The sequence below is a fragment of the Sphingomonas sp. FW306-05-A genome (assembly GCF_058782275.1).
On sequence record NZ_JBYSXN010000002.1, the window covers coordinates 189,889 to 203,741 of the forward strand.

Annotated in this window: 13 protein-coding genes; 9 read left to right on the forward strand and 4 right to left on the reverse strand. The window is 64.0% G+C overall.

The window, feature by feature from the left end:
- The first annotated feature begins 279 nt into the window (after positions 1 to 279).
- The 4 genes from AC3WJR_RS09720 (at position 280) to AC3WJR_RS09735 (ending at position 5,004) form a co-directional block, all read left to right on the forward strand.
- Positions 280 to 618 carry a P-II family nitrogen regulator gene (locus tag AC3WJR_RS09720; protein ID WP_277968606.1) on the forward strand — a complete coding sequence of 113 codons (339 nt, stop codon included), beginning with the start codon at positions 280 to 282 and terminating at the stop codon, positions 616 to 618.
- A 133-nt stretch (positions 619 to 751) separates the two neighbouring features.
- The gene (gene glnA / locus AC3WJR_RS09725; RefSeq protein WP_277968607.1) at positions 752 to 2,173 is read left to right on the forward strand and encodes a type I glutamate--ammonia ligase; all 1,422 of its coding nucleotides are present in this window, start codon (positions 752 to 754) and stop codon (positions 2,171 to 2,173) included.
- 291 nt (positions 2,174 to 2,464) lie between these two features.
- The gene (gene trhO, locus AC3WJR_RS09730; RefSeq protein ID WP_492724562.1) at positions 2,465 to 3,409 is read left to right on the forward strand and encodes an oxygen-dependent tRNA uridine(34) hydroxylase TrhO; all 945 of its coding nucleotides are present in this window, start codon (positions 2,465 to 2,467) and stop codon (positions 3,407 to 3,409) included.
- Positions 3,410 to 3,504: 95 nt separating this feature from the next.
- The gene (locus AC3WJR_RS09735; RefSeq protein ID WP_492724564.1) at positions 3,505 to 5,004 is read left to right on the forward strand and encodes a carbohydrate porin; all 1,500 of its coding nucleotides are present in this window, start codon (positions 3,505 to 3,507) and stop codon (positions 5,002 to 5,004) included.
- Between the two features lie 123 nt (positions 5,005 to 5,127).
- Here the strand turns inward: AC3WJR_RS09735 and AC3WJR_RS09740 are convergent, their stop codons facing one another.
- The 4 genes from AC3WJR_RS09740 to AC3WJR_RS09755 all read right to left on the reverse strand — a co-directional run bounded on the left by AC3WJR_RS09740 (position 5,128) and on the right by AC3WJR_RS09755 (position 9,149).
- Positions 5,128 to 5,799 (reverse strand): outer membrane protein, encoded by a 672-nt coding sequence (locus tag AC3WJR_RS09740; RefSeq protein WP_492726096.1) that lies wholly within the window; start codon positions 5,797 to 5,799, stop codon positions 5,128 to 5,130.
- Positions 5,800 to 6,099: 300 nt separating this feature from the next.
- Positions 6,100 to 7,632, reverse strand: coding sequence for an aminoacyl--tRNA ligase-related protein (locus tag AC3WJR_RS09745; RefSeq protein ID WP_492724566.1), 1,533 nt, complete (start codon positions 7,630 to 7,632; stop codon positions 6,100 to 6,102).
- 180 nt (positions 7,633 to 7,812) lie between these two features.
- A complete protein-coding gene (locus tag AC3WJR_RS09750) occupies positions 7,813 to 8,067 on the reverse strand; it encodes a GCG_CRPN prefix-to-repeats domain-containing protein (protein ID WP_492724568.1) in 255 nt (84 codons plus the stop codon).
- Between the two features lie 107 nt (positions 8,068 to 8,174).
- On the reverse strand, positions 8,175 to 9,149 hold the full coding sequence (locus tag AC3WJR_RS09755) for a quinone oxidoreductase family protein (RefSeq protein ID WP_492724570.1): 975 nt from the start codon (positions 9,147 to 9,149) through the stop codon (positions 8,175 to 8,177).
- 121 nt (positions 9,150 to 9,270) lie between these two features.
- On the opposite strand from AC3WJR_RS09755, the gene AC3WJR_RS09760 reads away from it, so the two are divergent.
- From AC3WJR_RS09760 to AC3WJR_RS09780, 5 genes are all read left to right on the forward strand, one after another.
- On the forward strand, positions 9,271 to 10,695 hold the full coding sequence (locus tag AC3WJR_RS09760) for an aldehyde dehydrogenase family protein (RefSeq protein WP_492724572.1): 1,425 nt from the start codon (positions 9,271 to 9,273) through the stop codon (positions 10,693 to 10,695).
- A gap of 347 nt (positions 10,696 to 11,042) precedes the next feature.
- Positions 11,043 to 11,747 carry a hypothetical protein gene (locus AC3WJR_RS09765; RefSeq protein ID WP_492724576.1) on the forward strand — a complete coding sequence of 235 codons (705 nt, stop codon included), beginning with the start codon at positions 11,043 to 11,045 and terminating at the stop codon, positions 11,745 to 11,747.
- An 88-nt stretch (positions 11,748 to 11,835) separates the two neighbouring features.
- Positions 11,836 to 12,243 (forward strand): host attachment family protein, encoded by a 408-nt coding sequence (locus AC3WJR_RS09770; RefSeq protein WP_354284255.1) that lies wholly within the window; start codon positions 11,836 to 11,838, stop codon positions 12,241 to 12,243.
- A 323-nt stretch (positions 12,244 to 12,566) separates the two neighbouring features.
- A complete protein-coding gene (locus AC3WJR_RS09775) occupies positions 12,567 to 13,019 on the forward strand; it encodes a hypothetical protein (RefSeq protein WP_492724583.1) in 453 nt (150 codons plus the stop codon).
- A 359-nt stretch (positions 13,020 to 13,378) separates the two neighbouring features.
- The gene (locus tag AC3WJR_RS09780) at positions 13,379 to 13,621 is read left to right on the forward strand and encodes a hypothetical protein (RefSeq protein ID WP_492724586.1); all 243 of its coding nucleotides are present in this window, start codon (positions 13,379 to 13,381) and stop codon (positions 13,619 to 13,621) included.
- Positions 13,622 to 13,853 lie beyond the last annotated feature (232 nt).

Below are 13,853 nucleotides of genomic sequence, written 5' to 3' on the forward strand. Positions count from 1 at the left end.
GAAGGCCGGGGCCCAATCGCGATGGCAGATGTTTGTGGCGCTGTGCATCGTTACTTCCACCTTCGCTATTGGGCCCCGGCCTTCGCCGGGGTGGTGGGTTTGTTCGGCACGCTCCGCTACGACGAGCACAATGCCGCAAAATCAGGCACACCCCCGCCACCTGCGCGCCAGCTAGGCACTGCACCCCCCGCTCCCCACGCGAAACCCACGCAATTCCGCCCCTCGCGCTCCTGGCATGGTTATTGTAAGGTGAACGGACATTCCGGGAGGCGTACCAGCGTGAAAAAGATCGAAGCGATCATCAAGCCGTTCAAGCTCGATGAGGTGAAGGAAGCGCTGCACGAAGTCGGAGTCAGCGGGATCACGGTGACGGAAGCCAAGGGCTTCGGACGCCAGAAGGGCCATACAGAACTGTACCGCGGTGCGGAATATGTGGTCGATTTCCTGCCGAAGGTGAAACTCGAAGTCGTCGTCGAAGACGGCCTCGCCGATCGCGTCGTCGAGGCGATTGCCGCCGCCGCGCAGACCGGCCGCATCGGCGACGGGAAGATTTTCGTCATTCCGGTCGAAACCGTCCTGCGGATTCGCACGGGCGAACGCAACGAAGACGCGATCTGACCGCGCAATGATCGGAATGCGCGTTTGACGCAACGCAACATCTTGTGACAGCGTAATAGGACGATCCTATACGAGTCCCGTGGTCGAATTTTGGCGCGGGCAATTTTTCAGTATTTAGAAAGGGCGTGGGGACATGGCTAAGACGGGCAACAGCGCAAACGACGTGCTGAAGATGATCAAGGACCAGGAGATCGAGTGGGTCGATCTGCGTTTCACCGATCCCAAGGGCAAGTGGCAGCATCTAACGATGGTCGCGGGCGTCGTCGGTGAGGACGAACTGACCGACGGCTTCATGTTCGACGGATCGTCGATCGAGGGCTGGAAGGCGATCAACGAGTCCGACATGATCCTCATGCCGGATCTGGACGCAGTGTGGACCGACCCCTTCTCGGCGACCCCAATGCTGATTTTGGTGTGCGACATCGTTGAGCCGTCGACCGGCGAGCTGTACGCGCGCGATCCACGCTCGACCGCCAAGCGCGCCGAGGCGTATCTCAAGACCACGGGCATCGGCGACACGATCTTCATCGGTCCGGAAGCCGAGTTCTTCATGTTCGACAACGTCCAGTTCGAGAACAGCTACGCGACCAGCTATTACAAGATCGACGATATCGAGCTGCCGACCAACACCGGTCGCGAATATGAAGGCGGCAACCTCGGGCACCGTCCGCGTGCCAAGGGCGGCTACTTCCCCTGCGCGCCGATCGACAGCGCGGTCGACATCCGTGGCGAGATGGTCTCGACGATGCTCGAAATGGGCCTGCCGTGCGACAAGCATCACCACGAAGTCGCCGCCGGCCAGCACGAACTGGGCCTCACTTTCGGCACGATGACGCTGACCGCGGATCGCATGCAGATCTACAAATATGTCTGCCACAACGTCGCGCAGGCTTACGGCAAGACGGTCACGTTCATGCCCAAGCCGATCAAGGAAGATAACGGCTCGGGGATGCACACGCATCTGTCGATCTGGGACAAGGGCAATCCGCTGTTCGCCGGCAATGGCTATGCGGGTCTGTCGGAGACGTGCCTGTTCTTCATCGGCGGCATCATCAAGCATGCCAAGGCAGTGAATGCCTTCACCAACCCGACGACCAACAGCTACAAGCGTCTGGTCCCGGGCTATGAAGCACCGGTGCTGCTCGCTTACTCGGCGCGCAACCGTTCGGCCTCGTGCCGCATTCCGTACGGCACCGGCCCCAAGGCGAAGCGCGTCGAAGTGCGCTTCCCCGACGCGATGGCGAACCCGTATCTCTGCTATGCCGCCTTGTTCATGGCGGGCATGGACGGGATCCAGAACCGTATCCACCCGGGTGAGGCAATGGACAAGAACCTGTACGACCTGCCCCCGGCAGAGCTCGCCGAGGTTCCGACCGTCTGCGGTTCGCTCCGTGAGGCACTCGACTCGCTGGCGGCGGATCACGACTTCCTGCTCAAGGGCGACGTGTTCTCCAAGGACCAGATCGAATCGTACATCGAACTCAAGATGCACGACGTGCTGCGCTGGGAAATGACCCCGAGCCCGGTCGAGTTCGATATGTACTACAGCTACTGAGGCGCGGCACGCGCCGGTGCGGACGAGGCGTAGCCAAGTCCGCGCAGGAGCTGTCGGCCGGCTTCGCCAGAGCGAGGACCGACGGCGTGACTTCGCCACGACGAGATTTTAGAAAGGGCGTCCGGAGCAATCCGGGCGCCCTCTTCTAATTCACCACACAACCCATGCGTTTTGAGCGAAGTCGAGAAACCCGGCACAGCGCAGGTTTCTCGACTTCGCTCGAAACGAACGGCCGGGGCAACTTCCCAACCCACATTCCAAACCCGCCCGAAACCCCGTAAAGCCGCCGCCATGATCCACGTCGCCGCACTCTACCGTTTCGCCCGCTTCCCCGACCCGCACGCACTGCGCCAGCCGTTGCTCGACCTTTGCACCGAGCAGGGCATCAGGGGCACGCTGCTCCTCGCGCACGAAGGGATCAACGGAACGATCGCGGGCATCGACGCCGCGATCGAAACCGTGCTCGCACATATCCGAACCCTCCCCGACTGCGCGGACATCACTGTCAAGCAAAGCCAGGCCGAGACGATGCCGTTCCACCGCATGAAGGTCCGCATCAAGCGCGAGATCGTCACGATGGGCGAACCCGCGATCGATCCGCTGGGCGATACGGGCACTTATGTGAAGCCCGCCGACTGGAACGCGTTGATCGACGATCCCGACACGGTGGTCATCGACACGCGCAACGCCTATGAAGTCAAGGTCGGGACCTTCGCGCAGGCGATCGACCCCAAGACCGACAGTTTCAGCGACTTCCCCGCCTGGGCCCGCGCACATCGCGCCGAGCTAGAGGGCAAGCGGATCGCTATGTTCTGCACCGGCGGGATCCGCTGCGAGAAATCGACCGCGTTCCTCAAGGCCGAGGGGCTGACCGACGTCTTCCACCTCGAAGGCGGCATTCTGAAGTATCTCGAGGAGATCCCGCAGGCACAAAGCCGGTGGGAAGGCGAATGCTTCGTGTTCGACGAGCGCGTCGCGGTCGGGCACGGGCTCGCGCCGGGAACGCATGGTCTGTGCCGCGCGTGCCGGATGACCGTATCGCCTGAAGAGCGCGCTTCGCCGCTGTTCGAGGAAGGGATCGCTTGCCCCGCCTGCGCAGGCACGCGCGATGAGGCCAGACGCGCAGCCTATGCAGAACGGCATCGGCAAGTGGGGCTGGCACAGCAGCAGGGGCGCGCGCATGTCGGGGCCGTCGCCCCGAAACGCGATGGTTCGCCCACTAACCCGGAAGAATGACGCGTTTCCTCCCGCGTTGGGACTAGCGTAAATCCCGCGCACATGGCTTGTGCGGCGCGCGGCAATGTTCGGCCGCTTTGTACGCGAGAGTTCCGATGATTCCGTCTACCGTTGGCCGCCTTGCCGTGGCGACGTCCGCGACCGCCTTGTGCTTCGCGCAGCCCTCATTCGCGCAGCAGGTCGACATCGGTGCCCGTGCCCCGCCGCCAGCCGCGGATGCCCCGGCCGCGCAACCGCCCGCCAACGACAGCCAGAAACCCGCGACCGAACCCGCCGGCCCATCCGGCCCGAACACACCCAGCGAAACCACCGCGCCCGCCAGGCGGCGGGTGCCAGGCCGCATGCAGCGTCCGCGCAACACGCTGTTCAATCCGCAGATCGGCGATACCCAGAGCAGCGCCCCGCCAGGGCTGTTCGCCGACTGGCGGCATGCACGGACCTGGCTGGGGGATCGTGGCTTCGATGTCTCCGCGCGCTATGCGTCGGAAAGCGGGTATAACGTCACCGGCGGCCAGCGCAGGAAGCTGACCGAAACCGGTCAGGTCGATTTTGGCGCAAAGATCGACATGGCCAAGATCGCCGGGATCGATGGTGGCACGTTGCAAGCGACCTTCACATGGCGCCGCGGGCGCAACCTGTCCGACGATGCCGGGCTCGGCACCTTGCAGCAGGTCCAGGAAGTCTTCGGCCGCGGCCAGACCGTCCGCGTCACGGAATTATGGTATGAACAGAAGATCGGCGAGACGATCGAGGTCAAGGTCGGCCGGACCAATCCGGGCGCCGATTTCGCAGGCTTCTCCTGCCATTTCCAGAACCTGTCCTTCTGCGGCGCGCAGCCCGGCAATCTCGTCGGCGATTATTGGTACAACTGGCCGGTCAGCCAGTGGGGCGGGCGGCTGCATGTCGACGTCGGTAGCGGGGCCTATGTCCAGCTCGCCGCGTATGAGGTCAACCCGCTCAACCTCAAGAACAACTTCTTCGTCGCGCGCTGGCATGGCGCGACCGGCGCGCTCCTTCCGGTGGAGGCCGGCTGGACCCGGCTCGGCGATACCGGGCATGTCGGATCGTACAAGGTCGGTGCCTGGTATTCGACCGCCAATGGCGACGACGTGCTGCTCGACCGCAACCGCCGTCCGATTGCGATCACCGGCCTCGCGCCATTGCAGCGTTCCGGGCGGTACGGCGTCTACGCTACCATCCAACAGCAGATCAGCGGAACGTCCAAGGACGGCAAGGCGCTGACCGGGCTCGGGGTCTTTGCCAATGTGACGCAGGCGGACCGCGCGACCAGCGTGACCGACAATCAGGCGACGATCGGGATTTTCTACAAGGGTTTGCTGCCCGGGCTCGAAGGGGACGTGCTGGGCGTCGCGATCGGGCGTACCAACGTCAATGGCCGCGCCGCCGCAGGGGACCGCCTGATCCCGGGAACGCCAGTGCGCGATGCCGAATATGCCGCCGAACTCTATTACAGCCTGACGCCGGTCGCCTGGCTCGAACTTCAGCCCAACGTCCAGTGGATCCACCAACCGGGTGGCGTGCGAACGCGCGGCAACGTGACGGTACTGGGCCTAAAAGCCGCGCTGACGCTGTAACCGTCCGTCTAGTTCCGACCGATCGCACGCTGACAGCACCGTGCGATCGTCGCCACAACAAGAAAGGGCGGAGGATGTTGCCATCCCCCGCCCCCTCAAGGCTGTCCGACTATTCGGGAAATATTAGAAGTGCGTGATCACGCCCAGCATCGGACGGAAGCTGTGGAAGTCACCGAACGTGTTGACTTCTGCACGGATGCGGAAGCCGGCGTTGCCGGTGATGCCCTGAAGGCCGATGTCCTTCGGACCGAACTCGGTGCCGATGCCGTAGGTGACGCCGTCGACCTTCTTGTTGTTGCGGTCGCCGCTGACGAAGGCGGGGTAGTTGTCGAAATCGACCCACTGATACCCGACCTTGCCGTAGAACATGCCGCTATCGCCAGCGCGAACGCCGAAACGGCCTGCTGCGCCATATTCCCAATCGATGTTGCCGGAAACGCCCTTTGCGACGTTACCTTCTGCACCGACGAAGACCGGGCCGAGCGGAACGTTGAAGCCGACAACGCCCTGAACCAGCGCGCCTGCGAGACGGTAGTTGTTGCGCAGCGTGCCGTTCGAGTTGATCGCCTGCGGGATGCCGTGGTTCGGTTCGTTGTCGAACTGCTCCCAGCCGCCCATCACGCCGACATAAGGCTCGATGCCGAATGCGCGCGTGCCGTCGGGTGCCTGCGGCGCGGTGTCAGCAGGTGCTGCCATCGCGGTGTCGGCAGGAGCGGCAGGTGCCATGTCCTGTGCGAAGACCGGGGCTGCGAAGAGGACGCCAGCGGCTGCGGCGGCAAGCTTGAGTGTACGCATTTGTAATGGCCTCATGATTTGGCAGTTGGATCGCACCCGGGGGATGCGTCGGGTGTCCCGTAGCGGGTTGAACTTAATTGTCCGCAGGTTGTTGCATCGCGGCGGAATTAAAATCGCGAAACGCGGATCTGTCACATTTGTGCAACGCTTTCTTTCAAAAGCCTGAACAAAATGCGGCACGATCATGGCGTCGGTTGGGGGAGAATGTGATGAAGTGCCCCGCAGTCACGACGACCGGATGATCACCGACCGATTCGCCGTTTCGGAGAGACACATTCCCCCTGCAGGGTTCACCGGCGATCAGTAGGCGCGACCGATCAGCACGCGTTCGACCGCAGGCTCACCCGTGAAGATGCACGTCCCTACCGGCGCTGCCTGTTCCATCGGCGCGTTGCGGATCGTCAGCTTGAGCGCCTTCAGGCGCGCAACCACCGCATCGAGTGCGGCGCCGGTCGGGCGCGACCACTGTACCTCTAGCCAGCCGGGGTTTTTCACGCCGTCTGCAAAGTGCGTTTCCACGGCCGCAAAGTCCGCCGCCTGCGTAATGCTCGCGTCGAGCCGCGCCCGCGCCTCGCTGTGGAGCGATGCCTGAATGTCCTCGAGCATCGCAGCCGCCGCAGCGACGAAGTCGCCCCGCGCGATGACGGCGCTGTCGAGCTTGCCGTCCTCGCGGTACAGCCGATCGCGGCGGATCACCGAGACGTTGCCACCGGACACGTCGCGCCCGCCGACCTCGATCACGATCGGCGCGCCCTTCTTGACCCAGCCCCAGCGCTTGGTCGCGGTCTTGCCGAACTTGAGGTCGAGCAGCGCGCGTACAGGTTCGCCCAGCGCGTTTTGCTGCGCGAGTTCCGCCTGCAACGCCTTGCAATAGTCGACGATCGCGGCGTCCTCGGGGCTTTCGCGCAGCATCGGCACGATCACGATCTGCCACGGCGCGATCCGCGGCGGGACGCGCAAGCCATCGTCGTCGCCGTGGACCATGATCACGCCGCCGATCATCCGCGTCGACACGCCCCAGCTGGTCGTATTGGCGAGCTCGAACACGCCCTCGGCATTCTGGAACTTGATGTCCTGCGCGTGCGCGAAGTTGGTGCCGAGGAAATGCGAGGTGCCCGCCTGGAGCGCCTTGCCGTCCTGCATCATCGCCTCGATGCTGTAGGTCGCGACCGCGCCGGGAAAACGTTCGTTCTCGGGCTTCTCGCCAGCCACCACCGGCAGCGCGAGACAGGTTTCGGAGAATTCGCGGTAGACTTCGAGCATCTTGAGCGTCTCTTCGCGCGCCTCGTCCGCGCTGGCGTGCGCGGTATGGCCTTCCTGCCACAGGAACTCGCTGGTGCGCAGGAACATCCGCGTGCGCATCTCCCAGCGGACGACGTTCGCCCATTGGTTGATCAGGACGGGCAGATCGCGCCACGACTGAACCCAGCGCGCGAATGCCGCGCCGATCACCATTTCCGACGTCGGCCGCACGACGAGCGGCTCTTCGAGCTTTGCCTCGGGATCGGGAATCAACCGTCCGAGACCGTCCGCCTTCAGACGGTGATGCGTGACGACCGCCATTTCCTTGGCGAAGCCTTCGACATGCTCAGCTTCCTTCTCGAAATAGGAGAGCGGGATGAACAGCGGGAAATAGCAATTCTCGTGGCCCGTCGCCTTGATCCGGTCGTCGAGCAGACGCTGGATCCGCTCCCAGATGCCATAGCCCCACGGCCGGATGACCATGCAGCCCCGCACGCCGGATTCCTCGGCGAGGTCGGCCTCGGTGATGACGGACTGGTACCAGGCGGAAAAGTCGGCCTCGCGGGTGACGGGAAGTGCGCGTTTGATCATGACCGCGCGGATAGCGGCAAATGCGGCGGGGGCAAAGCCCGGAGGCGGTCTGTATGCGGACTACTTAGCCCCTCCCCTTCAGGGGAGGGGTTGGGGTGGGGCCGTCCAACAAAACCAAACTCTCTGCGAGGCACCGCCCCACCCCCAACCCCTCCCCTGAAGGGGAGGGGCTAGAAAGGATCAGCGATAGCGCCAGCCGTTGCGATAGCGATACCGGCTCTGCCAATATCGGCCATTGTTCCAATAGCCACGCCCCCGGTAGTAATACCCCACCCGCGGCGGTCCGCGATGGGCATATACTGGCGGTCCATTCGGACGGCAGATCCCCCGCGGCCCGGGGTGGAAGCCGCGACCGCATCCGCCCGCCGCTTCGGCAGGACCGACTGCAGCCAAGGCAATGCCCGCGGCGAACACCGCGGCAAGAAGCTTCTTCATAAGCACCTCTCGATAACGCTTTTACACCTCCCGGAAACACGGGAGATCGAAAAAACGCCAATGCCTTGCCCGCGTTCCGTTCCCGCCGCATCGGTCCTTTTCGTTGGTCAGACGGTCAACAGCGTCGCCCCCGATGTCTCCCCCGCCGCAAGCGCGCGGTGCGCGTCCGCCGCATCCTCCAGTGCAAAGGTCTGGCCGATCACCGGCACGATCGCGCCCGATCGCAGCATCGTGAACAGCCGGTCAATCCCCGCCTGGCGTTCCTCGGGCGTGACATAATAACTGAACAACGTCGGCCGCGTGACGAACAGCGACCCGCGCGTCGAGAGCGTCCCGAGATCGACCCCGGTTACCTTGCCGCCCGCATTGCCATAGCTGACGATCAGCCCGCGCCGCGCGGTGCACGCCAGCGACGTTTCCCATGTCGCCATCCCGACCCCGTCGAGCACGATCGGCACCAGCGCCCCGCCGGTAATCTCGCGCACGCGCGCGACGACATCCTCCTGCTTGTGCAAGATGACGTGATCCGCCCCCGCCGCCCGCGCCTGATCGGCCTTCTCCGGCGAGCCGACCGTCCCGATCACGGTCGCGCCAACCGCCTTCAGCCAACCGACGAGCAGATGCCCGACCCCGCCCGCCGCCGCATGGACCAGCACGGTCTGCCCCGCCTCGACCTTGGCACAGCGTTCGACGAGGAATTCGGTCGTGCAGCCCTTGAGCAGGACCGCGGCGGCAGTACGGTCATCGATGTCGTCGGGAAGCTTGAACACCGTCTTCGCGGGGAGGTTGCGCGCCTGGGCATAGGCCCCCGGCGTCGGACCGAAGGTGCCGACCCGGTCGCCGGCCATGAGCCCGGTAACGCCCTCGCCCACCGCCTCGACCACGCCCGCCGCTTCGGACCCGAGCCCCGTCGGCAGACTGGCGGGATAGACGCCGCTGCGGAAATAGATGTCGATGAAGTTGAGCCCGACGACGGTGTTGCGCATCCGAATTTCACCGGGGCCGGGATCGGGGAGATCCACGTCGATCCATTCGATCACCTCGGGTCCCCCCGTGCGTTCGATCCGTGCGGTGCGCGTCATACCTTGGTACCTTCCTGTGTCGCGCGCCAACGTACCGGACGGGTTTCAGGTTGCAACGCGTGTTGCTCCGCGCCAGAACGGCGTCGACGTACCCCAAGTTCAAAAACCGCGGAGGCTGAGGATGAAGAGCTATCTCGAGCACTATATCGATGGTGCCTGGGTCGAGAGCCAGGGCGGCGTGCGCCATGCCGTGATCGACCCCGCGACCGAGCAGCCGTGCACCGAGATCACGCTCGGCACCCCCGCCGATGTCGACGCCGCGGTCGCCGCCGCGCGTACCGCGTTCGAGACCTTCTCGCAGACCAGCGTCGCCGAGCGCGCCGCGCTGCTTGAGCGGATCATCGAGGAATATAAGAAGCGCATCCCCGATCTCGCGCAGGCGGTCAGCAGCGAGATGGGCGCGCCGATCGGCTTCGCGATGGCCGCGCAGGTCCCCGCCGGGCTCGGGCATTTCCTCTCGACGCTCAAGGCGTTGAACGCGTTCCAGTTCGAGGAACGGCTCGGTCGCTCGACCGTCGTGCACGAGCCATTAGGCGTCGTTGCGATGATTACGCCGTGGAACTGGCCGCTCAACCAGATCACCGCCAAGGTCGCCCCCGCGCTCGCCGCTGGCGACACGATGATCCTCAAGCCCAGCGAGGAATCCCCCGGCTGCGCGGTGATCCTCGCCGAGATCATGGACGCCGCAGGCGTGCCGAAGGGTGTCTTCAACCTCGTCAACGGCGACGGCGCGGGCGTCGGTTCCGCATTATCGAGCCACAAGGACGTCGACATGGTCAGTTTCACCGGATCGACCCGTGCGGGGATCGCGGTCGCGCAGGCCGCCGCTGCGACGGTCAAGCGAGTCCACCAGGAACTTGGCGGCAAGGCCGCGAACCTCGTGCTCGAAGGCGCAGATCTGGGCGCTGTCCTGCCGCCGACGGTGCAGGGCGTGCTCGCCAATTCCGGGCAAAGCTGCATCGCCCCGACTCGCCTGCTCGTCCACGCGAGCCAGGTCGAGGAGGCCACCGCCATCGTCAAGGCGATGATGGAGGGCACCGAGGTCGGCGACCCTGCACAGATGGGCGCGCACATCGGCCCGGTCGTCAACAAGGCGCAGTTCGACAAGATCCAGGGGCTGATCCAGTCCGCGATCGACGAAGGCGCGACGCTCGTCACCGGTGGCACCGGGCGCCCGGATGGCCGCAACGCAGGCTATTTCATCAAGCCGACGCTGTTCGCCGACGTCACCCCCGAGATGCGGATCGCGCAGGAGGAAGTGTTCGGACCCGTGGCGACGATCACGCGCTACGAGACCGAGGACGAGGCGGTGAAGATCGCCAACGGCACGCCGTTCGGCCTGTCCGCGACGATCTCGGGCGACCCCGCCGCCGCCGCCCGGGTCGCGCCGCGGCTGCGCGCCGGGTTGGTGACGATCAACTCGTGGAGCCCCGACGGCAACGCACCGTTCGGCGGGTACAAGCAATCCGGCAATGGCCGCGAGAACGGCAAGTTCGGGCTGACCGATTTTATGGAAGTGAAGACGGTGGTGGGGATGCCCAGCTGACGGGGGTTGCGCGCTCACCCAATCCTGCGCTTCCCCGGCGCAGGCCGGGGCCCAGTCGAGGAACAGAAGATTGCGAGCGATTGCACGCAGTTACCTCAGCCATTTCTCCTGGGCCCCGGCCTGCGCCGGGGAAGCGCAACAGCGGACAGCGGCAAGCTGAAGCATCGCTTCGGCACGCCCGAACCGGACGGTTAGCGCGTCCAGAGCGGCGAAACGATCCATGCGGTTGACCGCTGCCACCCAAACCCGATTATAGCCGACCGCGATTCTGATAAGGGAAGTTCCCCCGACCGTGCCGGGTCGTGATTTTGCGCGCGGTCGATGCCGAGGGGAAGAACGAGGTTGCGATGCGCCGTAGTACAGCTTTGACCACGATCAGCCTCGCGCTGCTGTCGGCCTGCACCCGCAAGCCCGCGATCGTCACGACCATCCCGCCGCCGCCTGCGCCAGTCGCAGCACCACTGGCGATGCCCGCAGGTGCCTATGTCGGCATGAAGACGCCTGCGGTGATGAGCGATGGCCGGTATCTCACGCCCAATCGCAATCTCTCCACCGACGGCACGGTCTGGCATTTGCGCGCCGCGCTCAACGTCGCCGCCTTGGCGTGTCGCGGTCCCGACGAAGACAGGATCATCGCGGCGTACAATGCGCTGCTGACCAGTCGCAAAGCGGTGCTGAACACGGCACAAACGCGGCTTTCCGCCGAGTATAAGGCACGCGGCGGCGACTGGCAGGACCGTTACGACGACCAGATGACGCGGCTCTATAATTTCTTCTCGCAATCCCAGGCGCGCGACCCCTTCTGCCGCGCCGCAATCACGACGCTCGCCGACAGCGCGACGTCGACACAGATGGACTTTACCGCCTTCGCGGCCGAGCGCCTTCCCTTGCTCGAAAAGCCGTTCACCGATTTCTACGCCGCCTATGACGCCTGGCGCGCCGCGAACCCCGCCGCCAGCCGTCCGGCGACGGCAAGTGTCGCTCCGTCGGCCCCACCCAGCGTGCAGGCACTGCCGCCTGCGGTTGCGACCAAAGCCAAGCGGGTGCGGTGAACGACGAATCCCGTCGCAGCACAAAATGAACCGTTCGGGGCGTGTGGGAGTTGGCCCTCGGTAACCCACAACCCGATTGGAAGAGATAATGGCCGATTTGAAAAAAGGTGCGCTCGTCGCGGTGGTCGACGGCGAGCATCTCAAGCTGTTCAAGAATACCGGCGACGCAGGCTCGCTGAAGTTGACCGAACAGCCGACCGGCGACGTGTCGACCGACAATATGGGTTCGGGCGGACGCCATCAGAGCAGCTCCGCCAATCCGTCGGACAGCCAGCAGGACGAGGACGCGTTCGCCGCAGGTGTGGCGGAGATCCTCAACAAGAAGCTGATGGGCGGATCGATCGACGAGCTGGTGATCATCGCGGCCCCGCGCACGCTCGGCGAGTTGCGCAAGCATTATCACAAGACGCTCAGCGCCAAGCTCGTTGGGGAGGTCTCGAAGGACCTTACCGGTCATTCGGTTGCCGACATCGAGAAAGCGGTCAACGCGGCCTGATCGTTCTCCAAGCGATTGACTGTTTCTCCTACATGGCCTGCCGCAGTGATGCGGTAGGCCTTTTTCGTTGGGCTGGGTCAGCGGCGGATTGTCCCGCGCCGCGTCACCGGATTGGATAAGCTCAGAACGGGGCACTTGGGCACGATGGCCGCTCACGCCCAATGGCAGATGCTCCGGTGCCAATGTCGACCCGAGCACTGTCCGAGGAACACTGGCTTTGTGAATTAATCTAAACCTAACGGGTAGCTATCATACTTTCGTACCATCCTCGAAAGGGGCGTTTTACTAGGGGGAAGATGATGCGATATCCGTTAGCTCTCTCAATGATGGCTACAAGCGCCATGGCGGGGGCGCATGACACAGGCCCGATCCATGTCGAGTTGGGGAACGCTCGAGGCGGTTTCTTCGGCACTGAGAAGCCAAATACCTCGGCAGTGTGTCAGACCACCGGCCCAACCACCTCGTGCGACATTCAAAAGCAAGTGAATGTCGGCTGGCTTTCTGTTTTCAATATGGAACGGCATCGGGCGAAGAAACTCGGCTTGTTACTCGCCAGCGGAGATTGTGAGGGAGCACGTTCCTATGCCTTCGGCAAAGGGGACTTCAAACTCGTTCACAATGTCACGAAGTATTGCCCCGGCTACGGGCAGGCTCGACCAATTGCCAATGTCGGATTTTCGAACCTTGATGGACTACCGACCGAAATAAAGCCAGGCATGACCCCGGAGCAAATTGGAAGGGTTCAGGGCAGGCAAGCCCTCGAACGAGGATATTAATGACGAAGGGAGCCATAACTGGCTCCCTTTTCTCAAAACGAGTCTGATCGAGGGTAAGTTGCTCAACTTTAGCATCTTGAACTTCACTGAGGGTTACGAAGAGTACGCAACGAGACGCCGCAAAAGCGGTCGTTCGGCTATCCAACACATCTGCCCATTCTGGCGCGTTCTTCTGCACTGACAGCGCCATCATTCGGACCCAATGCGCGCCATGGCAAACCGCGGGAACCAGCGTCCCGTGCGCGGAATGGAGGGGCGAGGCCTGCTAATCCCGCGAATGTAGCAACTACGGCCTTGCTGGCGTGTTCAGCCTCCGCACGCCGGGAACCTCCGGCAGAACATCGCAAGCGAGGCATTCAATGGTTTCACCAAACGAACTGACAAGCGCACTGGATGCAGCACTCGCCACGGCCCGCGCCGAATACCGCCAGGCCGTAATCGAACTCGCCACCCGTGAGGCAGCGAAGGACTCGTCACCCACCCGCGAGCCCGCCGACGTCGATCGCATTCATCATGCGCGGACCCGGGTAATAGCGCTCGATGCCGCGCGGGACGAGCTTTCGACGATCGTCGATGAAGGCGCGCCTCTTACCAGCGACTAACGGCAGGCGTCCGTGTGGTGAGTCCCAATGCGGATGCGATGGTCGAGACGGTGCTGAAGGCGCCGCGGCATAATTCGGGCGGCGTGATCGAGGGCGCGCAGGCCTGAGGTTACTTCTTCTTAAGCCCCTCCCCTTCAGGAGCGCCGGGTGAGCGGCGCCCCACGCTGTTTAAGGCGTGCCGGGGGCATGACCGACCCGGCGCTGAATTGGGGGTGGGGAAGTGCCTCTCAGA

Coding starts and splice junctions, on each gene's coding strand:
- glnA (WP_277968607.1), top strand. CDS start 752: ATGGCTAAGACGGGCAACAGCGCAAACGACGTGCTGAAGATGATCAAG.
- trhO (WP_492724562.1), top strand. CDS start 2,465: ATGATCCACGTCGCCGCACTCTACCGTTTCGCCCGCTTCCCCGACCCG.
- AC3WJR_RS09735 (WP_492724564.1), top strand. CDS start 3,505: ATGATTCCGTCTACCGTTGGCCGCCTTGCCGTGGCGACGTCCGCGACC.
- AC3WJR_RS09740 (WP_492726096.1), bottom strand. CDS start 5,799: ATGCGTACACTCAAGCTTGCCGCCGCAGCCGCTGGCGTCCTCTTCGCA.
- AC3WJR_RS09745 (WP_492724566.1), bottom strand. CDS start 7,632: ATGATCAAACGCGCACTTCCCGTCACCCGCGAGGCCGACTTTTCCGCC.
- AC3WJR_RS09750 (WP_492724568.1), bottom strand. CDS start 8,067: ATGAAGAAGCTTCTTGCCGCGGTGTTCGCCGCGGGCATTGCCTTGGCT.
- AC3WJR_RS09755 (WP_492724570.1), bottom strand. CDS start 9,149: ATGACGCGCACCGCACGGATCGAACGCACGGGGGGACCCGAGGTGATC.
- AC3WJR_RS09760 (WP_492724572.1), top strand. CDS start 9,271: ATGAAGAGCTATCTCGAGCACTATATCGATGGTGCCTGGGTCGAGAGC.
- AC3WJR_RS09765 (WP_492724576.1), top strand. CDS start 11,043: ATGCGCCGTAGTACAGCTTTGACCACGATCAGCCTCGCGCTGCTGTCG.
- AC3WJR_RS09770 (WP_354284255.1), top strand. CDS start 11,836: ATGGCCGATTTGAAAAAAGGTGCGCTCGTCGCGGTGGTCGACGGCGAG.
- AC3WJR_RS09775 (WP_492724583.1), top strand. CDS start 12,567: ATGATGGCTACAAGCGCCATGGCGGGGGCGCATGACACAGGCCCGATC.
- AC3WJR_RS09780 (WP_492724586.1), top strand. CDS start 13,379: ATGGTTTCACCAAACGAACTGACAAGCGCACTGGATGCAGCACTCGCC.